This window comes from Streptomyces sp. LS1784 (genome assembly GCF_020103755.1).
Classification (GTDB): domain Bacteria; phylum Actinomycetota; class Actinomycetes; order Streptomycetales; family Streptomycetaceae; genus Kitasatospora.
In genome coordinates this window covers 1-22,062 of record NZ_JAHSQD010000093.1, presented here as the reverse complement: position 1 = coordinate 22,062, position 22,062 = coordinate 1, and the positions used below count along the sequence as shown (strand labels likewise).

Here is a 22,062-nt window from a genome sequence, read left to right as displayed (position 1 = left end):
GGGTGCGGCCCGGGGCGCTGCTCGCCGCGCTGGTCCTGGCGGCGGCGGTACTCGCCTGCGCCTGGCCCGGGCTGCTCGCGCACGCCGACCCGACGGCGGCCGACCCGGTCGCCGCGCTCACCCCGCCCGGGTCCGAACACTGGCTGGGCACCGACCAGTTGGGCCGGGACGTGTACGCCCGGGTGGTGCACGGCGCCCGGTACTCGCTGCTGATCGGGCTCGGCGCGACCGCCCTGTCGGTCCTGGCGGGCCTGCTGGTCGGCCTGCCGGCCGCGCTGTCCGGCCGGGTCGGCGACCAGGTGGCGATGCGCGCGGTGGACGTCCTGCTGGCGCTGCCCGAACTGCTGCTCGCGCTGCTGGTGATCGCGGTGGTGGGCCCGGGCACCGGCAATGCGCTGCTGGCCATCGCGATCGCGGCCACCCCCGGCTTCGCCCGGCTGGTGCGCGGGCAGGCGATGGTGGTGCGCGGCTCGGAGTACGTGCGCGCCGCGACGGCGCTCGGGGTGCCGCGGACGGCCGTGGTGCTGCGGCACGTGCTGCCGAACACGCTGGGGCCGCTGACGGTGCCCGCCACGCTGGCCGTCGGCACCGCCGTGGTCTCGGGCTCGGCGCTCAGCTTCCTCGGCCTCGGGCCCAAGGCGCCCGCCCCGGAGTGGGGGGCGATGCTCTCCCAGGGCCGCGACTTCCTGTCCACCGCCTGGTGGATCGCGGTGTTCCCGGGGGCCGCCATCACCGCGGTGGTGGTCGCGATCACCGTGCTCGGCCGACAGTTGCACCGCCACCTGGAAGGACGGACACCATGAGCCCGCTCATCGAACTGGAGGGCCTGAACGTCGAGTTCGGCCACGGCAGACGGCGGACCACGGCGGTGGCCGGGGTGTCGCTGTCGCTGTCGGCGGGCGAGTGCCTGGCACTGGTCGGCGAGTCCGGCTCGGGCAAGAGCGTCACGGCCCGGACGCTGGTCGGGCTGACCGCGCCCGGAGCCGCCGTACGGGCCGAGCGGTTCCTGGTCGAGGGCCGGGACGCCGCCGCCTTCTCCGAGCGGGAGTGGCGCCGGGTGCGCGGCCGGACGGTCGGGCTGGTGCTCCAGGACGCACTGTCCGCGCTGGACCCGCTACGCCGGGTGGGCGCCGAGGTGGGTGAGCCGCTGCTCGCCCACCGGGTTCTGCCGAAGGCCGAAGTTCCGGCCCGGGTCGAGGAGTTGCTGCGCGACGTCGGGGTGCCGGAGCCGGCCGAGCGGGCCCGGCAGTACCCGCACCAGCTCTCCGGCGGGCTGCGCCAGCGGGCGCTGATCGCCTCCGCGCTGGCGGCCGGACCGCGGGTGCTGGTCGCGGACGAGCCGACCACCGCGCTGGACGTCACCGTGCAGGCCCAGGTGCTGGATCTGCTGGGCGAGTTGAAGGCCGAGGGGACGGCCCTGCTGCTGATCAGCCACGACCTGGCGGTGGTGGCCCGGCTGGCGGACCGGATCGCGGTGATGAAGGACGGCCGGATCGTGGAGAGCGGCCCGGCCGAACGGGTGCTGGGCGCGCCCGAGCACCCGTACACCCGGATGCTGCTGGCCGCCGCCCCCGATCCGAGCCGCCCGGCCCCCTCCCCCGCGGCGGTCGACGAGGACGACGAGGAGAAGGGCCGGCTCCTCACCGCCCGGGGCCTGGTGAAGCGCTACCGCACCCCGGACGGCGGCCTGCGGGAGGCCGTCGCCGACGTCTCGTTCGGGCTCGCCCCCGGCGAGACCCTCGGCATCGTCGGCGAGTCCGGCTCCGGCAAGAGCACCACCGCCCAGCTGGTGACGGGCATGCTGGCCCCGGACGCCGGGGAGGTGCTGCTGGACGGCCGGCCGTGGAGCGCGCTGCCCGAGCGCGAGCGTCGTCCGGCCCGGCCCGCGGTGCAGCTGGTCCACCAGGACCCGCTGGCCTCCTTCGATCCGCGCTTCACGGTCCGGCGGATCCTGGCCGAGGCGCTGGCGGTCGCCGGGGTGGCCCGCGGCTCGGAGCGGCGGGAGCGGGCGGTCGAGCTGCTCACTCAGGTGGGCCTCGGCGAGCAGCACCTGGAGCGGCGGCCGCGCGGGCTGTCCGGCGGGCAGCGCCAGCGGGTGGCGATCGCCCGGGCGCTGGCCACCGGGCCGCGGCTGCTGGTCTGCGACGAGCCGGTGTCGGCGCTGGACGTCTCGGTGCAGGCGCAGGTGTTGGAGCTGCTGGCCCGGCTGCGGGCCGAGCTGGGCCTGGCGATGCTGTTCATCTCGCACGACCTCGCGGTGGTGCGGCAGGTGAGCGACCGGGTGCTGGTGATGAAGGACGGCCGGGCGGTCGAGTACGGCCCGGCCGAGCGGGTGTTCCGGTCGCCCGAGCACCCGTACACCCGGCAGCTGCTCGCGGCGGTGCCCCGGCTGCCCGCGCGGATCTCGGCGGCCTGACGGGCCCGGTACGCGGCGGTGCCCCGGCGGGAACGTCCCGTCGGGGCACCGCCGTTCGGCTCGGCCGCCGTCCGGCTGTCAGCCGGGCAGGAGCCGCCGGAGGATCGGCGCGGCCCGGTCGGCGAGGTCGTGCTCACCGTCCGGGGTCGGGTGCAGCCCGTCCGCGTAGACCCGGTCGGCGTCGGCGACGGGCAGCACGTCCCGGCCGTCGACCAGGTGCAGCCGCGGGTCGCCGAGCCGCTGGAGCACCCGGACCGCCTCGCCGGTCAGCTCGCGGATGCCCTCCAGGGTGAGTCCGGCGGCGTTGACCGTCCTCTCCCGCTCCGCCGAGGGCAGCGCGGCGATCACCGCGACCGGAGTGTCGGGGTGGCCGTCGCGGATGGTCTCGACGAAGCCGCACACCGCCGAGCCCCAGCTGCGCGCGGTGAACACGCTGCGGATGTAGGCGTTGGTGCCGATCTCCAGGGTGATCAGCTCGGCCGGGGTGTCCCGGACGACCCGGGCGACCAGCGGGTCCAGGTACGCCTCCCCGGCGAAGCCGAGGTTGCGCAGCCGCCAGCCGTGCCGGACGGCCACCAGGGAGACCCAGCTCTCCGACGGGCCGTGCGGGAACATGGCGTGGGTGAGCGAGCTGCCGTAGGCGATCCAGCGCGGGCCGGTGCGTTCGAGGGGCTCCAGCACCCGGTGGCCGCGCAGCGAGAGCCGGCCGATCCGGGTGCGGCTGAGGTGCGGCAGCCAGACCTCCACTTCGGCCGGGCCGTTCGCGCCGGAGGGCAGCGGCAGGGCCAGCCGGCGGCGGCCGGACACCGGGTGCCAGCGGTGGGCGACGACGCCGTCCACCACCACGTCCAGCGGTGCGCTGCCGGGCTCGGCGTCCAGTTCCAGGACCAGTTCGACGGCGTCGGTGCGCAGGCCGAAGCGGGCGCCGGCCGGGAGCTGCGCGAGGCGGGCGAAGTCGGCGGAGAGTGTGGTCGCCACCCGGTCCAGCGGCAGGCGCAGCGGGATCCAGCGGTCCTCGTGGCGGGCCAGGCCGCTGATGCCGTCCCAGGAGAGCCGGGGGTCGTCCGGGGTGAGCCGTTCGACGGCGGTGGCGGCGGGCCGGGCGGCGGTCACGCCCGGTCCTCCTGGAGGTCCGCGGCCCGGGCCGGCGCCTCCGCAGTGGTCCCGACCTCCGCAGCGGCCCCGCCCTTCGGTGCGCCCAGCCCGAGGGCGGCGGCGACCAGCCCGACGGCCGAGAACACCGCGGCCACCAGGAAGGCCCAGTGGTACGCGGAGAGCGAGGGCGAGGCGCCGCCGACGCCGGTGAGCACCGCCGCGCCGACCGCGACGCCGATGCCGCCGCCGAGCTGGAGGGCGGCGGTGACCAGCGCGGTGGCCAGGCCCTGGTCCTCGTTCTTCACGCCGCTGACGGCGGCGATGTTGAAGGCGAGGAAGCTGGTGCCGTTGCCGAGCCCGTGCACGATCAGCGCGGGCAGCAGGACGCTCGGGTAGTCGCTGTCGGTGCCGGTGCGCAGGAACAGCAGGATGCCGCCGCCCTGGAGGAGCAGGCCGAGGACGGCCGCCGGGCGCAGCCCGGAACGGTTGATCAGCTTGGGTGCGAGGTTGACGGCGAGCAGGATCGCGGCGGCCATCGGGACGATCGCCAGGCCCGCCTGGAGGGCGCTGTAGCCGAGCACCTGCTGGAGGTAGAGCAGGGCGATGAACTGCCAGCCGATGGTGGCGCAGGCCCAGACCAGGCCGACGGTGTTGGCGGTGGACAGGGTGCGCGAGCGGAAGATCCGCAGCGGCAGCAGCGGGTCGGCGCGGCGCTGCTGGATGACCACGAAGACGACCAGCAGCACGACGGCGGCGATCAGCGAGCCGAGGGTGGCGGTGGAGCCCCAGCCGACCTCGGGGGCGCGGACGAGTCCGAGGACGAGCAGCAGGACGCCGGCGGTGGCGGTGAGCGCGCCGGCCGCGTCGAAGCCGGGCCGCTCGCCGGTGCGCGGCTGGTCGGGGGCGACGGCGTAGTTGGTGACGGCGAGGACCAGCGAGGCGACGACGAAGGGGACGAAGAAGATGAGCCGCCAGTGCAGTTCGGTCAGGACGCCGGAGAACACCAGGCCGGCCGCGTAGCCGCTGGCGCCGGTGAGGGAGAAGATGCCCATCGCGCGGGTGCGCTCGGGGCCCTCCTTGAACGTGGTGGTGATGATCGACATCGCCGCGGGGGCGATGAAGGCGGCCGCGACGCCCTTGATGACGCGGCTGACGACCAGCAGGGTGCCGTCGGAGACGAGCCCGCCGGCGAGGCTGACCAGGGCGAACACGGCGGTGGCCCAGAAGAACAGCCGGCGCCGGCCGAAGAGGTCGGCGGCGCGGCCGCCGAGCAGCAGGAAGCCGCCGTAGGCGACGGCGTAGCCGGAGATGATCCATTGCAGCGTCTCCGGCCCGAGGCCGAGGTCCTGCTTGATCTCCGGCAGGGCGACACCCGTCAGGGAGACGTCCATCGAGTCGAGGAAGAGCTGGGCGCAGAGCACCAGGAGTGCCAACCCCTTGTGTGCGCCGAGGGTGCGGGGCGCCGTGTCCGGCATCGGCCCTCTCCCTATCCATCTGGCAGACAATCGTCTGCATCTCAATCAAGTGGACCGAACTTAGCAGCCAAATCATCTAGCGTCAAACAATCTCCGCTCCTCACGAACCCCAACACCCCTTGCATCACGAGGAGTTGACTTCCTATTGTTTGATAATTGCCGAACCTTAGAAATATCGGCCCTACCCACGGGGGAGTTGCCCACCCATGCCCGAATCCGTCAGACGTCCCCGCCTGCCCTCACTCACCGGCATCAGGTTCCTGATCGTGGTACCGGTCTTCGCCTTCCACGCGGACATGGAGAAACCGTTCGGCGACGCGGGGGTCGCCGACGCCTACGCCTGGCTCGTCGGCAACGTCGCCTGGACCGCGATCAGCTGCTTCTTCGTCCTCAGCGGCTTCGTGATCACCTGGGGCTCCCGCCCCGGCCACGGCGCCCGCGGCTTCTGGCGCCGCCGGGCCGCCAAGATCTACCCGCTGCACGTGCTCACCTGGGCCGCCGCGCTGGTGCTGCTCGCCGTGGCCGGCACTGCGGCCACCGCCCGTCAGGCCGTTCCCAACCTGTTCCTGGTGCACACGTGGAACCCGGACCGCGAGGTCTTCTCCAGCCTCAACGACGTCAGCTGGTCGATCTCCTGCGAGGTCTTCTTCTACGCCGCCTTCCCGCTGCTGGTGCACCGGATCCAAAGGATCCGCCCCGAGCGGCTCTGGGCCTGGACCGCCGGGGTGATCGCCGCGGTCCTGCTCGTCCCGGCCGCCTCAGCCCTGCTGCCGGACCGTCCGCCGCTGCCGTTCGGCTCCGGCTCGGTGTGGCAGTTCTGGTTCGTCTACGTGTTCCCGCCGGTGCGGCTGCTGGAGTTCGTGCTGGGCATCCTGCTCGCCCGGATCGTCCTCACCGGCCGCCGGCTGCCGGTCGGGGCACTGCCCGCCGCGCTGCTCCTCGTCCCGGCCCAGCTCCTGGCCAAGCAGCTGCCGTTCCTGTGGGGCCTGACCACCCCCGCGATCGTCCCGATCGCCCTGCTGCTGCCCGCACTCGCCGCCCGCGACGTGGCCGGCAGGCGCACCTTCCTCACCTCCCGCCCACTGGTCACCCTCGGCAGCTGGACCTTCGCCTTCTACCTGGTCCACCGGCTGATCCTGGACCACGGCCACCGCGCCCTCGGCTCCGGACGGACCTTCACCACCCCGGTCGCCGCCGCGCTGCTGCTCGGCGCGTTCACCGCCGCCTGGCTGCTCGCCGGCCTCCTGCACCGCTACGTCGAGCTCCCGGCGGTACGGCTGCTCGGCACGCCCCGCCGGCGCCCCACCGACCCCACGCCCCCGGGCCCCTCGGCGGGCCCGGTGTCCGCGTCCGGCCCTGCCGCCGACCACCTGACCGACGCCACGACCACCTGACCGCGACCACAGCGATCCGACCGAGAGGCAGACCGATGACCGATCAGGACCTCACCGCCTACCCCCTCCCGCTCTCCTCCTACGGCGAGCCGCCCGCCGAGTTCGCCGAGCTGCGCGCCAAGTGCCCGGTCAGCCGGGTCCGGCTGCCCAGCGGCGACCAGGCCTGGCTGGTCACCGGCTACGACGAGGTCGTCTCCGCGCTCTCCGACCAGCGGCTGTCCCGAGCCGCCCTGCGCGAACCGGGCGCCGTGCGCACCGTCTCCGGCGAGGACTTCTCCGACAACCCGTACAACCTGCTCAACCAGGAGGGCCCCGACCACGCCCGGCTGCGCCGGCTGATCGCCCCCGCCTTCACCCCGCGCAAGGCCGAGCGCTGGCGCTCCCGGGTGGCCGAGATCGCCGACGAGCTGATCGACCGCCTGGTCGAAGGTCCCCGTCCGGCCGACCTGCACCACGACTTCGCGGCCGTGCTGCCGGTCTGGGTGATCTGCGAGATGGTCGGCGCCCCGGTCGAGGACCGCCCGCTGCTCCAGCAGTGGACCGACCGGCTGGTCTCCATCACCGCCCACACCCCCGAGGAGCGGCTCGCCGCCCGCCAGGAGTCCGCCGCGTACGTCGCCGGGCTGGTCGCCGAACGCCGCGCGAACCCCGGCGAGGACCTGCTCTCCACCCTCATCGCGGCCCGCGACGACCAGGACCGCCTCGACGAGCGCGAGCTGGTCTGGCTCGGCATCAACCTGCTGGTGGCCGGTCACGACACCACCGTCAGCGCCGTCTCCCGGGCGCTCTACCAGCTGCTGCGCCACCCCGACCAGTGGCGGCTGCTCACCGAGCGCCCCGACCTGCTGGAGAACGCGACCGAGGAACTGCTGCGCTACGCCCCGCCGTCCGAGATCGGCTTCATGCGGATCGCCACCGAGGACCTGGAGCTGGCCGGCACCCCGGTCGCCAGGGGCGAGGGCGTCATCCCGGTGATGCACGCGGCCGGCCGCGACATCCGCCGGGTGGACGACCCGGAGCGGCTCGACCTCACCCGCACCGACCCCAGGCACGTCGCCTTCGGCCACGGCGCCCACTACTGCCCCGGCGCAGGCGTCGCCCGGATGGAGCTCCAGGTCGCCTTCGGCACCCTGGCCCGCCGGCTGCCCTCGCTGCGGCTCGCGGTGCCCGCCGAGCAGGTCGAGTGGCTCGGCGGCCTGCTGACGCTGCGCCCGAAGGCGCTGCCCGTCGAGTGGTGACGGCCCCCGGCCCGACACCATGCCCCGGCGACCCGGTCCGACGGCCCGTCCGTTGGGCCGGGTCCCCGCCCGCCGCCCGGCCGTTGGGACGGGATCCGGTCCGTACCGACGCCCGAAGACGGAACGCCCGTCCGATCCCGAGACTTGGGGCCAGCCGGTACACCGTCCCACACCGACCGGACCACCCGCTCCGCCCAGGAACGAGGACCCATGCCCACCACGCCCCCGTCGGCCCTGACCGGCCACGACCTGACCCTCACCGACATCGTCTCCGTCGCCCGCGCCCGCCCCGGCGCCGCCAGACCGGTCCTCGCCCCCGCCGCCGCCGAGAAGATGGCCGCCTCCGTCGCCCTCAAGGAGGACTGGCTGGCCCGCGGCATCCCGCTGTACGGCATCACCACCGGCTTCGGCGACTCCGTCGCGCACCAGATCTCCGCCGACCGGGCCGCCGCGCTCCAGCGGAACCTGGTCACCTACCACCTCAACGGCACCGGCCCGATCGCCGCGCCCGAGGTCGCCCGCGCCGTCCAGCTGATCCGCGCCAACTGCCTGGGCCGCGGCCCCTCCGCGATCCGCCCCGCCGTGGTCGACACCCTGCTGCGCCACCTGGCCGCCGACATCCTGCCGCTCATCCCCGAACGGGGCTCGCTCGGCGCCAGCGGCGACCTCGTCCCGCTCTGCTACCTGGCGCACGCCCTGCTCGGCGAGGGCGAGGTGCTGCACCGCGGCCGGGTCCGCCCGGCCGCCGAGGCACTCGCCGAGGAGGGCATCGAGCCGGTCGTGCTCTGCGCCAAGGAGGGCCTGGCACTGATCAACGGCACCGCCTTCACGTCCGCCTTCGCCGTCCTCGCCGCCCACGACGCGGCCGAACTCGCCGCCGCCGCCGACATCGCCACCGCCCTCGCCGTGGAGGCGCTGCACGGCAACGCCTCGCACTTCCACCCGTTCCTGCACCGCCAGAAGCCGCACGGCGGCCAGCTCACCTCCGCCGCCGCGATCCGGGCCCTGCTCGACGGCTCCGAACTCGCCACCGACTACCGGGGCATCCTCGACCGCCAGGAGCGCCTGGGCGAGCGCGGCTTCCTCACCCACGAACACCGCATCCAGGACCCCTACTCGCTGCGCTGCGCCCCGCACGTCACCGGCGTGCTGCGGGACACCCTGGACTGGGTACGGCCCTGGCTGGAGACCGAGGTCAACTCCTCCACCGACAATCCGCTGTTCGACACCGAGGAGGGAGTGCTCCATCACGGCGGCAACTTCTACGCCGGCCACGTCGGTCAGGCCATGGACAGCCTCAAGACCGCCGTCGCCAACACCGCCGACCTGCTCGACCGCCAGCTCGCCCTGGTGGTCGACCCCAGGTACAGCCGCGGCCTGCCGCCCAACCTGATCGCCCCCGCCGCCGACACCGACGCCCACGCCGGACTGCACCACGGCTTCAAGGGCATGCAGATCGCCGCCTCCGCGCTCACCGCCGAGGCGCTCAAGACCGCCGCGCCCGCCTCGCTCTTCTCCCGGTCCACCGAGGCGCACAACCAGGACAAGGTGAGCATGGGCACGATCGCCGCCCGCGACGCCCGTACGGTCGTCGAGCTCGCCCGCGACGTCACCGCGATCCACCTGCTCGCCGTCGCCCAGGCAGTCGAGCTGCGCGGCCTGCGCAAGGCCTCGCCCACCCTCCAGAAGGTGCACGGCCTGATCCGCGAGCACGCCCCGTTCACCGACCGCGACCGGCGGATGGACGGCGACATCGCCGCCGTGGCCGGCCTGGTCCGGGACGGTTCGCTGCGCCGCGCCGCCGGGCTCCCGGAGCCCTTCGCCGCGCGCTGACCCCGCGCACCGCCCGTCCGTCCCCTGCTCCACCGATGCCCGTGTGCCGGTCCCGTCCACCGGCCCGCCCGCGGCCCCCGCCGCTCCCCCGCACCGGCACGTCCCGACCGTGACTCCCCCAGCCCGAGGAGCAATCAGAGATGCTGCTACTGCGCGACCCCGCCCGACGACAGGACGCCGCCGAGCGCCTGGACTCCCACACCGCCCTGATCCACCGCACCTGGCAGGGCCAGGACCCGGCCGACCACTACGGCGCCAAGCTCGCCACCACACTGGCCGCCGCCGTGCGCTCCCCGATGTACGCCGCCACCCTCACCGGCGAACTCGCCGAACGGCTGCGCTCGGACACCCCGCTGCCCGCCGCCGAGGCCCTGGACGCCTTCGCCGCGCTGCCGTTCCTCGGCAAGAAGGAGCTCGGCGGCCACGGCGCCGGCGCGTTCACCCGCCCGCTGTCGGAGTTCCTGCACTACTACGAGTCCTCCGGCACCACCGGCGACCCGGCCCCCGCCCCCAAGGCGGTGGACGACCTGCTGATCAACACGCTCAACATCGGTGAGACGTGGGGCCGGCTGCTGCAGCCCGCCGACGTGGCCCTCATCCTCATCAACGCCCCCTTCGCGCCCGCCGCCTACCAGTTCGAGAAGGTGCTGGAGTACCTCGGGGTGATGTCCTTCCGCCCCTGGGTGGACAACATCACCGGCGACTACACCCGGGTGCTGCGGCTGATCTCCGAACTGAACGCCAACGTCTACGTCGGACCGCCCTCCCGACTGCTGGAGCTGGCCCAGTTCTCCCGGCTGGCCGGCCTGCCGCTGCCCCGCTTCGACCGGCTGCTGCTGATGGCCGAGCAGACCGGCCCCAGTTTCCTGCGCCACCTCGAACGCCTCACCGGCGCCACCGCCTACGTCGGCTCGTACGGTTCCTCGGAGACCGGCACCCTCGCCGTCACCTGCGAACACCGCCGGCTGCACCTCCAGTTGCAGAGCTACCTGCTGGAGATCGACGACGGCGAACGCACCACCGTGCTCGGCCCGGACGGCGAGCCGGTGCAGGGCGAACTGATCGTCACCACCCTGGACATCCCCTCCCGCCCGCTGCTGCGCTACCGCACCGGCGACCTGGTCCGGATCGAGACCGACCCGTGCGACTGCGGCATCCGGCTGCCCGTCCTGCGCACCCTCGGCCGGGCCCAGGACGTCCTGCTGCTCGCCGAGAACAACATCCGCCAGGACGACCTGGAGGAGGCGCTGTGGGCCGAGGCCCTGCCCGGCGCCTCGGTGTTCAACTACATGCTGGTGCTGCGCGGCAAGACCATCGTCTGCCTGGTCACCACCGACGGCACCCCGGACGGCTCGTGGTCCGGGGTGCTGGAACAGCGCCTCGCCCCGCTGTTCGAGGAGTACACGGTGACGGTCCACCCGGTGGAGAAGCTGCCCCCGCTGGCCTCGCTCGGCCAGTACCTGGGCTGGAAGCTCTCCCGGGTCCTGGATCTCAACGAGGAGGCCAACTGGGGCCGGCTGCCCACGCCGCTCACCTCGCTGGTGCGCGAGTCGCTGGCGCAGGTCGCCCAGGCCACGGGGGTTGAGGCATGAGCGAGCGCAGGGAGCTCATCATCGAGAGGTGCGCGTTGCGCGAAGCGCTCGCCGAGCGCAGCGAGGTGGGCGCATGAGCGGAATCGCCGGGCTGGTGTCGCGCACCGGGGATGTGCGCGAACAGGCCGAACTCGTACGGGAGTTCACCGACACCCTGACCCACCGCGGCCCGCGCCGCGGCGGCACCTGGCTGGCCCGGCACGCCGGTCTCGGCCACCGGCAGTTCCACACCGGGCCCCGCAACGACGTGCCGCAGCCCTGGTTCCCGCCCGAACTGGACCCGGCGCCGGCCGTCATCGCCTTCTCCGGCGAACTGCTCGGCCCCGGCCCGCTGCACACCGCACTGACCGCCCGCGGCCAGCGCATCCGCAACGGCTCGGACGCCGAACTCGTCCTGCGCGCCTACCTGGAATGGGGCACCGCCGCCGCCGAGCGGCTGGTCGGCGGCTACGCGGCGGCGATCTGGGACACCCGCACCGAGGAGCTGGTACTGATTCGCGACCGGCTCGGCGTCGAGCCGCTCTACTGGGCCGAACTCCCGGACGGCTCGCTCGCGTTCGGCTCCGAACCGAAGGCCCTGCTGGCCGCCGGACTGCCCGCCGAGGTGGACGCGAACGGCCTGGTGGACGTCCTCACCGTCGCGCTCAAGCGCCCCGGCGACGCCGTCTACCGCGGCCTGCACGAGGTCCGCCCCGGCTGGCTGCTGGTGGCCGGCCCGAACGGCGTGCGCCACCGCCGGTACTGGGCGCCGGAGGCCGCCGAGCACACCGACGACGAGCGGACCACCGTCCGGCGGGTGCGCGCCCTGCTCGCCGACACCGTGCGCCGGCAGTCCGCCGACACCGGCGTCAAGCCCGGCGCCCTGCTCTCCGGCGGCCTGGACTCCAGCGCCATCGTCGGCCTGGCCGCGGCCGGCGGCGACAAGGTCTCCACCTACTCGGTCGACTTCGCCGGCAGCGAGACCGACTTCAAGGCCGACGCCCTGCACGTCAGCCGGGACGCCCCGTACGTGCGGGCCGTGGTCGACCACGTGGGCACCCGGCACACCGAGATCCTGCTGGACGCCCCCTCGCTGCTCGACCACCTGGGCGCCACCCTGCGCGCCCGCGACCTGCCCGGCGTCGGCGACCTCGACGTCTCGCTGCACCTGCTCTTCCGCGAGGTGCGCGCCCACGCCGAGGTGGTGCTCTCCGGCGAGGGCGCGGACGACGTCTTCGGCGGCTTCCCCTGGTTCGCCGCCGAGGCCGAACGCCCGACCGCCAACTTCCCGTGGTCGGCCGGGATCACCGACCGCAGCGGGATGCTCTCCGCCGAGCTGCGCCGCCACCTGGACGTGGACGCCGAGGTGGCCGCCCGCTACGGCGAGGCGCTCGCCGAGGTCCCGCGGCCGGCGGGCGAGTCGGGCACGGACCGCCGGCTGCGCGAGGCCTTCCACCTCCAGCTCACCCGCTTCCTGCCGTTCCTGCTGGACCGCAAGGACCGGATGAGCTTCGCGGCCGGCCTGCTGGTCCGGCTGCCGTTCACCGACCACCGGCTGGTCGAGTACGTGTGGAACGCCCCGTGGGCGCTCAAGCGGGCCGGCGGCCAGGAGAAGGGTCTGCTGCGCGAGGCGGTCGCCGACCTGCTGCCCACCGAGGTGGTGCGGCGGCAGAAGAGCGGCTTCCCGTTCGGGCAGAGCCCGGAGTACCTGGAGGCGGTCCGCGAGGCCGTCCGCGCCCTGCTGGCCGATCGGGACTCGCCCGCCCTGCCGCTGCTGAACGCCGAGGCGCTGCGCGCCCAGGTGGACGGCGGCGACTGGCACACCGGCACCTTCACCCCGCCGCCCTGGCTGCCGCGCGCCCTGCTGCTGGACGCCTGGCTGCGGACGTACGGCGTCCGCGTGGTGCTCTGACCCTCCGACCGCACCCCACCGCGCCGCCCGTGCCCCTGCTCCACCGGGGTACGGGCGGTGCGGCGTGTCCCGCCGGACGACGCCCGGGTCTCCCGGGGAACGCCGGCGGGCCGGCCGCCCCCGCAGGGGTGACCGGCCCGCCGGCGGCCGCGGGTGCGTCAGGCCCGCTTCCCCCAGGCGGTGAAGACCGCGAGGGAGAGGTCGCGGAACTCCGGGTCGGCGAGCTCCCGGTAGGCGGCCTCGAAGTCCTCGTCGGTGGCGAGCCCGGCGGCCACCACGGCCGGCCGGGTCTGCTCCAGGGTGAGCCGCCACCACTCGGCCTCGTCGTCCCCGCCGGCGATCAGCTGGAAGCGCGCGTCGTGGCCGAGGCCGCTGAGCCCCTTGCCCTCCAGCGGCACCGGCAGGCTGCGCGCCCACTCGGTGTCGGTGCCCACCGCGGTCTCCAGGTGGCGGCGGAAGGCCCGCAGCGCGGTCCGGTAGCCGGGGTGCGGCGAGTCCTTGATCGGGAAGAAGGCCGGCTCCTCCAGCACCAGCGTCCCGCCCGGGGCCAGCCACTGGACCAGCCGCTCCACCGCCTTCTCCGGGTCGGGCAGGTGGATCACCACGTACCGGGCGTGGATGAAGTCGAAGGAGGCGGGCGGGAAGTCGTCGGTGTAGACGTCGTGGCGCAGCACGCGCACGCCGTCGGCGGCGAGTTCGTCCAGGAAGGTGGTGTCGAGGTCGGTCACGGTGACCTCGGCGCCCTGTCCGGCCAGCCAGCGGGCGACCGAGCCGCCGCCCCCGCCGACCTCCAGGACCCGGTGACCGGCCTGCAGGCCGAGCGCCCGGAAGCGGTTGCGGGTGTGCTCGTCCAGGACGGACTCCAGCAGCCGCAGCCGGTGCAGTTCGGTGCCCACGGCGTGGCTGAACACCCCGTCGCGGTAGCGCTCCTCCTTCCATTCCCAGCGTTCGCCGGTGGCTCCGGCGAAGACGGACTCCGAGCCGGTCTGTACGGTCATGGGCTTCTCCTGTGCTCGCGGTTCGGGCGTACGGACGGGACGTGCGGACGGACGTGCGGGCCCGGCGTCCGACGGGGACGCCGGGCGGGGACTTCGGGCGGGCCGGGGCGGTCAGACGAAGGCGAGGACGCGGACCGGGCCGCCGGTCCCGCCGCGGTGCTTGGGCGCGCCGACCACGGCGACGGCGCCGAGGTCGGGCACGGTGTCGAGCCCGGCGAGGCACTCGATGGCGTACTTGCCGGCCGGCAGCAGCACCCGGTGGGTGTCCGGGTCGGCCGGGCGGGTACCGGGGTCGAGGCTGATCGAGTCGGTGCCGACGCCGACCACCGAGCGCTCGGTGACCAGGAAGTGCGCGGCCTCCACCGAGATCCCGGGGAAGCGGTAGAGCCCTTCCGCGGGGTCGAGGTTGAGGAAGGCGCCGGGGGTGTCGATCCGGTGCGCCCAGTCGTTGTCGACGGCGAGCAGCGCGCCGTCGGGGATGCGGCCGTGCCGGCTCTCCCACGTCAGCAGGTCGTCGACGGTCAGTTCGGTGACGTGGTCACGGGCGGCGCGCTCGCCGATCCGGACCACGGCCAGCGGCGCGACCAGGGTGTCGGCCGGGATCTGGTGGGTGGCCAGGCCGTCGTCGTCGAAGTGCGAGGGCGCGTCGAGGTGGGTGCCGATGTGCTCGTTGTAGGTGAGCTCGAAGGCGTTGTACTCGTGCTCGGCGAGGTTGGCGAGCCGCTTGATCTCCATCGGCTTGACGTACAGCTCGAACACCGGCCAGTCCGGGCCGACCACGTGGGTGAGGTCCCGGACGGCCCCGCGCGGCAGGCTGATCGGGGCCCTGTCCCGCAGCGGCGCCGAGACTTCGGCGGGACCGCCGGCGACGGGACCGGTGGCGGTGTGGCCGGTGGCACCGGCCACCGTCTCCGGTGAGCACATGGGATTCCCCTTCCTGGAGAACATCTATGGAAAAACAATCTCCTGAACGCGTTATGCTGGTGGCCCCGCCCGCAGAAGGAGTTCCGATGGCCACCGCCCCGCGGACGCCCCGCCTCGCCTCGCCCAGCCGGACGGACGACGGGGGCGAGCGCCGGCAGTACTTCGCGACGCTCACCCGGGAGCGCCCCGACATCGCGCTCTGCCGGGCCACCACGGTGGTCGCCCGGGCGATCGACGAGGAGCTGACCGGCGCCCGGCTGACGGTGGCCCAGCACCTGGTGCTGAAGATGCTGGACGCGGTCGGGGCCTGCTCCCAGCAGGAGTTGAGCGAGCAGCTGCGGATCGACCGCAGCGTCATGGTCGGCTGCATCGACGCCCTGGAGAGCTCCGGGCTGGTGGTCCGCGAACGCCACCCGCGCGACCGCCGCGCCTATGCCGTCACCATGACCGAGGCCGGTTCGCGGGCCCTGGCCGATGCGGAGGCGGACATCGCCCCGATGATGGACCGGGTGTTCGCCGCACTCACCGCGGAGGAGCGGGACACGCTGATCCGGCTGACCCGCAAGCTCCTCGCCGTTCAGCCGGGCGAGTGAAGCCGTGGGCGTGCCCTGCGGGTCTCCGCCGGGTCCGCCAGGACCCGCGGGACACGCCTCAGTCGACCAGCGCCTGGTTGACCAGCTGCCGCAGACGCCCGTGCAGCCGGTGCGCACTGGAGGGCATCAGCTGAGTCAGGAACAGCACCGTCAGCCGCTCCACCGGGTCCACCCAGAAGATGGTGGACGCGGCGCTGTGCCAGCCGTACTCCCCCGCGCTGGCCGGCACCCCGGCAGCCGCCGGGTCCAGCACCACCGCGAAGCCGAGCCCGAAGCCGACCCCGGCGGTGGGCATCTCGGAGAACACCGGCCGTCCGACGCTCTTCAGGTCCCCGCCGCCGGGCAGGTGGTTGCGCAGCGCGTGCCGCAGCGTGTGGCGGCCGAGCACCCGCACGCCCTGGTACTCGCCCTCGCCGAGCAGCATCTGGCTGAACCGGTGGTAGTCGGCGAGCGTGGTGACCAGTCCGGAGCTGCCGGAGAGGCAGTCCGGCTCGCGCAGCACGTCACCGCCGAAGGCGTCGTTGCGAACGGCCTTCCCGTCGGCCGGGTTGACGACGTAGAAGGCGGCCAGCCGGTCGGCCTTGTCGGCCGGGACGTGGAAGCCGGTGTCCGCCATGCCGAGCGGCCCGAGCACCCTCTCGGCCAGGAACTCGTCCAGCCGCTTGCCCGACGCGACCTCGATCACCCGCCCGAGCACGTCGCTGGAGGCGCCGTAGTTCCAGGCGGTGCCGGGCTCGAAGAGCAGCGGGAAGGAGGCCCACTTCGCCACGCACCGGGCGAGGTCGAGGCCGGGCGCGGTGGTCCACTCGAAGCCGTTGGCGGTGTAGATCTCGTCCACCGGGTGCGCCCGGTGGAAGCCGTAGGTCAGGCCGGAGGTGTGGGTGAGCAGGTGCACGATCCGGATCGGCTCGGCGGCGGGGACGGTGACCGGCCGGGAGGCCGGACCGCGCTGGTAGACCCGGACGTCGGCGAACTCCGGCAGGTAGCGGGAGACCGGGTCCTGGAGGCCGATCGCGCCCTCCTCCAGGAGCACCAGCGCGGCCACCGAGGTGACCGGCTTGGTCATCGACCAGGACCGGTAGATGGCGTCCGGGGTCTGCGGCAGGCCGTTCTCGACGTCGCGGTGCCCGTACCCGGCGAGGTGGGCGACCTTCCCGCCGCGGGTCACGGCGAGCTGCCAGCCGGGCAGCCGGCCGTCGTCCACGTAGGTCCGGAGGTACTCGTCGATCCGGCGCAGCCGCTCGGGATCCAGCCCCACCTCGGCCGGTTCGACTTCGACTTTGATCTGCGACATGGCGTCCTCTCGCGGTCGAGCGCTCTCGTCATGTTTCGAATGTTCGAAGATAGTGGAAGCATAGGAAGAATCAACTCCGCACACAAGGGCGGAACTTGAGATCCCGCGAGTTCCACCTGCCGGACTTCGAATGTTGCGCAAATTTCGAACCATTCATAGGATCCGGAAGGATTCGCACCCCCTTCCGACCCGACCGGAGCTGGAGCCTGCCCATGCCGCCCCTCGCGCTTTCCATCGACGAACTCCTCACCACCACCCGGGCGGTGCGCAAGCGACTGGACCTCACCCGCCCGGTGGAGCGCGAGCTGATCGAGGAGTGCCTGGCCCTGGCCACCCAGGCCCCCACCGGGCGCAACCGCCAGCGCTGGGACTTCATGATCGTCACCGACCCGGCCAAGCGATCCGCCATCGCCGACCTCTACCGACTCGGCCTGGTCCGCCCCCGCCAGCAGGTGGTCGGCACCGGCGTCGACCGCACCGTCGGCGACCAGCTGCGCCGGCTCCGCCTGGCCGAGAGCGCCCAGCACCTCTTCGACCACCTGCACGAGGTCCCGGTCCTGGTGATCCCCTGCGTCCGGATCGAGGGCCGGCACGAGGTCGACTCCTTCGTCGGCCAGGCCAACACCTGGGGGTCGATCATCCCGGCCACCTGGCAGTTCATGCTCGCCGCCCGCTCCCGCGGCCTCGGCACCGCCTGGACCACCCCGCACCTGCACTACGAGCGCGAGGCCGCCCAGATCCTCGGCATCCCCTACGAGACCGTCCTCCAGGCCGCGCTGATCCCGCTGGCGCACACCATCGGCACCGACTTCCGCCCCGGCCCCCGGGTCGGCACCGAGCAGATCGCCCACTGGGACGCCTGGTAGCCCCCGGCCGGGATGCCGGGCCCACCGGAGCGTTCTTGACCACCGATCAGGCCGATCTTTAGGATGACTGCCATGTTCCGGGAATGTCGAGTCAACGGCCTTACTGCCGAGGCGACTTCCGACTGCGCGACGCACCGCTGCCGCTGTCGCCCCTGAACCCTCCTCCCGCGTCCGCGCACCGACCTGACGCCGGAAGAGGATCTCCTCTCATCATCACGGTTCCGCCCCGCGGTGGTGCCCCCACGCACCCCGCCGGTTCCGGCTGCCCGGAGTTCCGGAATCTCGACGGCAAGGAGAACGAACATGAGCCTGTCCCTCTACCGCTCCGCAGATCCGTCCGATCCCGCCGGCCCCACCGTCCGGGTGCTCATCTGCGCCGCCTCACCACTGCTGCGCACCGGGCTGCGCACCATCCTGCAACGCTCACCCGGACTGCAACCCCTGACCGAACTCTCCACCACCGCCAGAATCGCCCAGGCCTGCGCCGCCAAGCGCCCGGACGTGGTGGTCATCGACGCCGACATGCCCGGGATGGAGGCCTGCGAGGTCAAGAAGCTCACCACCGCCCGGGAAGCCGGGCAGCCCGGCGTCATCCTGCTCGTCCGCCCCGGCGACCCGGACCGGATGCTCGACTACCTCAGGGCGGGCGCCCGCGGCCTGGTCCTGCGCGACGGACCGGAGTCCGACATGGTGCACGCGGTCCGGGCGGTCGCCGCCGGGAACGCGCTGATCTCCCCGCCGATCACCGCCGAGGTGGTCACCGAGATGGCCCGCCGGCTGCCCGGACCACCACTGCACACCCCGCCGCTGCTCCATCTGCTCACCCCCCGCGAGCAGGAGGTGCTCACACTGATCGCGGGCGGGCTGTCCAACGCCGAGATGGCCGCCGAGCTCCACCTCAGCGAGAAGACCGTCAAGTTCCACGTCTCCAACGTGCTCGGCAAGCTGCGCGTGCGCAGCCGGGCCCAGGCGATGGTCTATGCCCGGTCGGGGCACCGGGCGGCCGTCTGAACCACCGGCCGCCCGGCGCGGCGTCACGTCTGCGGGGCCAGGGCCCGCAGCGTGTCGCGCATCCCCTCCGGTCCGGCGCCGAACTCCGGTACCGGCAGCACCGCCAGCAGCGGCGTGTCCACCCCCGCCGCCACGAACTGCGCCACCCGCTCCCGGCACTCCCCCGGGGACCCGTGGATCAGCAGGTCGTCGACCAGGCGCTCGGGCACCGCCGCGCACGCGCCGTGGAAGTCTCCCGCCGCCCACGCGGCGTGCGAGGCCGCCAGCTCCCCGCCGCGCCCCAGCCAGTCGTGGAAGCCGCCGTACGTCCGGGCGTTGAGGATCGGCCCGAGCAACTGCCGCCCCTGCCACAGGGCGTGGTCGCGGTCCTTGGTCGGGCAGACGAACAGCCGGGCCACCACCTCCTTGGTGCGGCCCGCTTCCCCCATCGCGGCCCGCACCCGCGGCACGTCCGCGGCCGCCAGGAAATTGGTCACCAGCCCGTCCGCCTCCCGTCCGGCCAGCCGCAGCATCTGCGGGCCGAGCGCGCCCATCATCACCGGCGGCACCGGGTCGGGCCGCAGCGCCGGGGTGTACCGCTCGATGGTGAAGGAGTCGAACGCGCCCTGCACCGTCCGTCCGGCCAGCGCCTGCTTCAGGAACCGCACGGTGTCGCGGACCTGGCGGTACGGGTGCTCGAACGGGATGCCGTTGATCCGGGTGACGAACGGCGGGCCGGAGGAGCCGACGCCCACCACCACCCGGCCGGGCGCGGCCTCGGCCAGCGAGGCGACCGTCATGGCGAGCAGCGCCGGCCCGCGGGTCTGCACCGGCACCACGCCGGTGCCCAGCCGCAGCGCCGGCGCCCAGGCCGCCGCGAGTGCCAGCGGGGTGAAGCCGTCGTAGCCCGCCGCCTCGCCGGTCCACACGTCGGTGTAGCCCAGGTCGGGCAGTTCCTCGACCAGTGCGCGGTGCCGGTGCAGCGGGACGCCGCGCAGGGGGAGCGTCAGACCGTAGCGGCCCACGGGCACCTCCCGGCGGTTCGCTCGCGGCGCTCACTCATCGGGTGTCCTTCCGCGGGAACGGCGGTGCGGGCCGGCCCCATTGCCTAAGATTGGATAGTACGCCAAAGTTCGAACAATCCATCACGCGACCAGGACGCCCAAGGAGCCACCATGCGCACCCCGAGCCACCCGGCCACCGACTCCATCGAGCTCGCCGGAATCTTCCACGCCCTCAGCGACCCGGCCCGTCTCTCCATCGTGACCGGCCTGGCCGAGGTCGACGAGCGGTGTTGCAGCGATCTGGACGTCCCCCTGTCCAAGTCGACCCTCTCGCACCACCTCAAGGTGCTGCGCGAGGCCGGCGTCACCACCACCCGGGTCGAGGGCACCCGCCGGCTGATGTCGCTGCGCCGGGACGACCTCGACCTGCGCTTCCCCGGTCTGCTGGACGCCGTGCTGAACGCCGCGACCCGTGAGCCCGCCGACGCCCACTGATTCTCCCCGACACTCCCGGGGCCGCTCTTCGGCCGTACGACCGGTCTGCGCCCCGGCCTTTGGACCTGAATCGGCCCCGCGCGGCCCCACCGGGCGCGCCGATGGCCCAGGCTGGCCGCGTTCCCCTGTCCGCAGCCCGTACTGGAGTCCGCCGTGCCCGTCGACACCCGCGCCCACGAGACCGCCGCCCGCGCCGCCCTCGACGCCTTCCTCGACGCCCTCAACAGCCGCGATCCGGCGGCCTGGGCGGAGACCCTGCACTACCCGCACGTCCGGGTGCACGAGGGCGAGGTGACGGTCTGGGAGGACCGGGCCGGCTACGTCGAGCGCTCCGCCCCCGAGCTGGCCCGGCTGGTCGGCTCCGGCTGGGCCCGCAGCGGCTGGGAGAGCGTCGAGCTGAGCCAGTCCTCCCCCGACCAGGTGCACGCCCTGGTCCGCTTCGCCCGCTACGACGCGGCCGGGGAGCGCACCGGTGCCTTCGACTCGGTCTACGTGCTCACCCGGCGCTCCGACCGCTGGGGCGTGCTCGCCCGGATCGGCTTCCAGACCGTCTGACCCCGCCCCCGGCCCTGGAACGCCCCGGACACGACGGCGGGGCCGGCCGGGAAGTCCCGGACCGGCCCCGCCGCGGCGCCCGCTCAGGCCCCTACCGGCCGCTGGCTCCGCACCGCCTGGAGCAGCCCGATGGCCATCCAGTTCGCGAACATCGACGAGCCGCCGTACGAGACGAACGGCAGCGGGATGCCCGCGACCGGCATGATGCCCAGGCACATCCCTATGTTCTCGAAGGCCTGGAAGGACAGCCAGGCGATGATCCCGGCCGCCACGATCGTCCCGTACAGGTCGGTCGCCTGCCGGGCGATCCGGCAGGCCCGCCAGAGGATCACGCCGACCAGCGCGATGATCGCCAGCGCCCCGACGAAGCCGAGCTCCTCGCCGGCCACGGTGAACACGAAGTCGGTCTGCTGCTCCGGCACGAACTGCCCGACGGTCTGGGTGCCGTGGAACAGCCCCTTGCCGGTCAGTCCGCCCGAGCCGATCGCGATCCGGGCCTGCGCGGTGTTGTAGCCGACGCCGTTCGGGTCCAGCTGCGGATTGGCGAAGGCGGCGAAGCGGTCGATCTGGTACTGGCTCAGCAACCCGAACTTCCAGATCGCCACGCACCCGGCGGTGCCCGCCACCAGCAGGCCGAGCACCCAGCGGTTCGCCGCGCCGGAGCCGAGCAGGATGCCCAGCACGATCGCAGCCATCACCATCACCGAGCCGGCGTCCGGCATCAGCAGCACGATGCACATCGGCAGCCCGGCCCAGAGCAGCCCCCGGAACACCGCCCGGTGCGAGGGGAACTCCCGCTCCCCGGCGTCCACCTGGTCCGACAGCACGACCGCCATCGCCAGCACGATCGCGAGTTTCGCGAACTCGGCCGGCTGGACCGAGAAGCCGCCGCCGAGCTGGATCCACGAGTGCGCGCCGTTGATGGTCGAGCCCAGCGGGCTGAGCGTCGCCAGCAGCAGCAGGATCACGCCGACGTACAGGAACGGCACGATCGTGCGGAAGCGCCTGCTCCCTATCGCTATCACCACGGCGCACAGCACCAGCCCGACCACGAAGTTGGTCAGGTGCCGGTACAGGAAGTACTGCGGGTCCCCGTGGGTCAGCGAGTCGCGCCCGCGGGTGGCCGACCAGACCAGCAGCGCGCTGCCGCCCGAGAGGGCCAGCGCGGCGAGCAGCAGTATCCAGTCGAGCCGCCAGAGCGGGGAGTCCTTGGCCAGGGCCTTGGAGACCCCGCTGCGCTGCGGGGCCAGCCGCAGCTGCCGGTACGAGCCGTAGGAGGTCATGCCCGTCCCCTTCCCGGTCCGCGTGAGGGTTCGAGCGCGGCGTCGGCCGCCATGTGCGACGCCGGGCGGTCGGCCGGCGGCGCCTGGTCGAGGAAGGCCGGCGCGGGGGCCGCCTGCGCCGCGGCC

The 22,062-nt window shown here is 73.8% G+C and carries 19 protein-coding genes; 12 read left to right on the top strand and 7 right to left on the bottom strand.

What is annotated here, in order from left to right:
* Together KS423_RS14050 and KS423_RS14045 are read left to right on the top strand one after the other, a co-directional pair.
* Nucleotides 1–803, top strand: an 803-nt coding sequence (locus tag KS423_RS14050) for an ABC transporter permease (protein WP_224278998.1), incomplete at its 5' end; no start/stop codon positions are given.
* A complete protein-coding gene (locus tag KS423_RS14045) occupies nucleotides 800–2,416 on the top strand; it encodes an ABC transporter ATP-binding protein (RefSeq protein ID WP_224278996.1) in 1,617 nt (538 codons plus the stop codon). The genes KS423_RS14050 and KS423_RS14045, both read left to right, overlap by 4 nt.
* A gap of 78 nt (nucleotides 2,417–2,494) precedes the next feature.
* On the opposite strand, the gene KS423_RS48010 is transcribed toward KS423_RS14045, so the two are convergent.
* Both KS423_RS48010 and KS423_RS14035 read right to left on the bottom strand, forming a co-directional pair.
* Complete coding sequence (locus tag KS423_RS48010) at nucleotides 2,495–3,529, bottom strand: GDSL-type esterase/lipase family protein (RefSeq protein ID WP_224278994.1); 1,035 nt, start codon at nucleotides 3,527–3,529, stop codon at nucleotides 2,495–2,497.
* The gene (locus tag KS423_RS14035) at nucleotides 3,526–4,986 is read right to left on the bottom strand and encodes an MFS transporter (protein WP_224278992.1); all 1,461 of its coding nucleotides are present in this window, start codon (nucleotides 4,984–4,986) and stop codon (nucleotides 3,526–3,528) included. The genes KS423_RS48010 and KS423_RS14035 overlap by 4 nt, the downstream gene beginning before the upstream one ends.
* A 206-nt stretch (nucleotides 4,987–5,192) precedes the next feature.
* Here KS423_RS14035 and KS423_RS14030 point away from each other — a divergent pair, with 206 nt between their 5' ends.
* The 5 genes from KS423_RS14030 to asnB all read left to right on the top strand — a co-directional run bounded on the left by KS423_RS14030 (nucleotide 5,193) and on the right by asnB (nucleotide 12,934).
* Nucleotides 5,193–6,380 carry an acyltransferase gene (locus KS423_RS14030; protein ID WP_224278983.1) on the top strand — a complete coding sequence of 396 codons (1,188 nt, stop codon included), beginning with the start codon at nucleotides 5,193–5,195 and terminating at the stop codon, nucleotides 6,378–6,380.
* Between the two features lie 35 nt (nucleotides 6,381–6,415).
* Nucleotides 6,416–7,618 (top strand): cytochrome P450, encoded by a 1,203-nt coding sequence (locus tag KS423_RS14025; protein ID WP_224278982.1) that lies wholly within the window; start codon nucleotides 6,416–6,418, stop codon nucleotides 7,616–7,618.
* A 210-nt stretch (nucleotides 7,619–7,828) separates the two neighbouring features.
* A complete protein-coding gene (locus KS423_RS14020) occupies nucleotides 7,829–9,451 on the top strand; it encodes an aromatic amino acid ammonia-lyase (protein WP_224278980.1) in 1,623 nt (540 codons plus the stop codon).
* Between the two features lie 140 nt (nucleotides 9,452–9,591).
* Nucleotides 9,592–11,043 carry a phenylacetate--CoA ligase family protein gene (locus tag KS423_RS14015; protein ID WP_224278978.1) on the top strand — a complete coding sequence of 484 codons (1,452 nt, stop codon included), beginning with the start codon at nucleotides 9,592–9,594 and terminating at the stop codon, nucleotides 11,041–11,043.
* 73 nt (nucleotides 11,044–11,116) lie between these two features.
* Nucleotides 11,117–12,934 carry an asparagine synthase (glutamine-hydrolyzing) gene (gene asnB, locus KS423_RS14010; RefSeq protein ID WP_224278976.1) on the top strand — a complete coding sequence of 606 codons (1,818 nt, stop codon included), beginning with the start codon at nucleotides 11,117–11,119 and terminating at the stop codon, nucleotides 12,932–12,934.
* A 158-nt stretch (nucleotides 12,935–13,092) separates the two neighbouring features.
* Here the strand turns inward: asnB and KS423_RS14005 are convergent, their stop codons facing one another.
* Nucleotides 13,093–13,932 carry a class I SAM-dependent methyltransferase gene (locus tag KS423_RS14005; RefSeq protein ID WP_224278974.1) on the bottom strand — a complete coding sequence of 280 codons (840 nt, stop codon included), beginning with the start codon at nucleotides 13,930–13,932 and terminating at the stop codon, nucleotides 13,093–13,095.
* Nucleotides 13,933–14,043: 111 nt separating this feature from the next.
* Complete coding sequence (locus tag KS423_RS14000) at nucleotides 14,044–14,856, bottom strand: cyclase family protein (protein WP_224278972.1); 813 nt, start codon at nucleotides 14,854–14,856, stop codon at nucleotides 14,044–14,046.
* 86 nt (nucleotides 14,857–14,942) lie between these two features.
* Between KS423_RS14000 and KS423_RS13995 the strand changes: the two genes are divergently transcribed.
* Complete coding sequence (locus KS423_RS13995; protein WP_224278970.1) at nucleotides 14,943–15,449, top strand: MarR family winged helix-turn-helix transcriptional regulator; 507 nt, start codon at nucleotides 14,943–14,945, stop codon at nucleotides 15,447–15,449.
* A gap of 58 nt (nucleotides 15,450–15,507) precedes the next feature.
* On the opposite strand, the gene KS423_RS13990 is transcribed toward KS423_RS13995, so the two are convergent.
* A complete protein-coding gene (locus KS423_RS13990; RefSeq protein ID WP_224278968.1) occupies nucleotides 15,508–16,743 on the bottom strand; it encodes a serine hydrolase in 1,236 nt (411 codons plus the stop codon).
* 212 nt (nucleotides 16,744–16,955) lie between these two features.
* On the opposite strand from KS423_RS13990, the gene KS423_RS13985 reads away from it, so the two are divergent.
* Both KS423_RS13985 and KS423_RS13980 read left to right on the top strand, forming a co-directional pair.
* Nucleotides 16,956–17,609, top strand: coding sequence for a nitroreductase family protein (locus KS423_RS13985; protein ID WP_224278967.1), 654 nt, complete (start codon nucleotides 16,956–16,958; stop codon nucleotides 17,607–17,609).
* 303 nt (nucleotides 17,610–17,912) lie between these two features.
* Nucleotides 17,913–18,620, top strand: a complete 708-nt coding sequence (locus tag KS423_RS13980; RefSeq protein ID WP_224278965.1) for a response regulator transcription factor — start codon at nucleotides 17,913–17,915, stop codon at nucleotides 18,618–18,620.
* Between the two features lie 23 nt (nucleotides 18,621–18,643).
* Here the strand turns inward: KS423_RS13980 and KS423_RS13975 are convergent, their stop codons facing one another.
* Nucleotides 18,644–19,624, bottom strand: a complete 981-nt coding sequence (locus KS423_RS13975; RefSeq protein WP_224278963.1) for an LLM class F420-dependent oxidoreductase — start codon at nucleotides 19,622–19,624, stop codon at nucleotides 18,644–18,646.
* A 150-nt stretch (nucleotides 19,625–19,774) separates the two neighbouring features.
* Between KS423_RS13975 and KS423_RS13970 the strand changes: the two genes are divergently transcribed.
* Together KS423_RS13970 and KS423_RS13965 are read left to right on the top strand one after the other, a co-directional pair.
* Nucleotides 19,775–20,098, top strand: a complete 324-nt coding sequence (locus KS423_RS13970) for a helix-turn-helix transcriptional regulator (RefSeq protein ID WP_224278961.1) — start codon at nucleotides 19,775–19,777, stop codon at nucleotides 20,096–20,098.
* A gap of 153 nt (nucleotides 20,099–20,251) precedes the next feature.
* The gene (locus tag KS423_RS13965) at nucleotides 20,252–20,653 is read left to right on the top strand and encodes a hypothetical protein (protein WP_224278959.1); all 402 of its coding nucleotides are present in this window, start codon (nucleotides 20,252–20,254) and stop codon (nucleotides 20,651–20,653) included.
* Between the two features lie 83 nt (nucleotides 20,654–20,736).
* On the opposite strand, the gene rodA is transcribed toward KS423_RS13965, so the two are convergent.
* A complete protein-coding gene (gene rodA, locus KS423_RS13960) occupies nucleotides 20,737–21,936 on the bottom strand; it encodes a rod shape-determining protein RodA (RefSeq protein WP_224278957.1) in 1,200 nt (399 codons plus the stop codon).
* Between the last annotated feature and the right edge of the window lie 126 nt (nucleotides 21,937–22,062).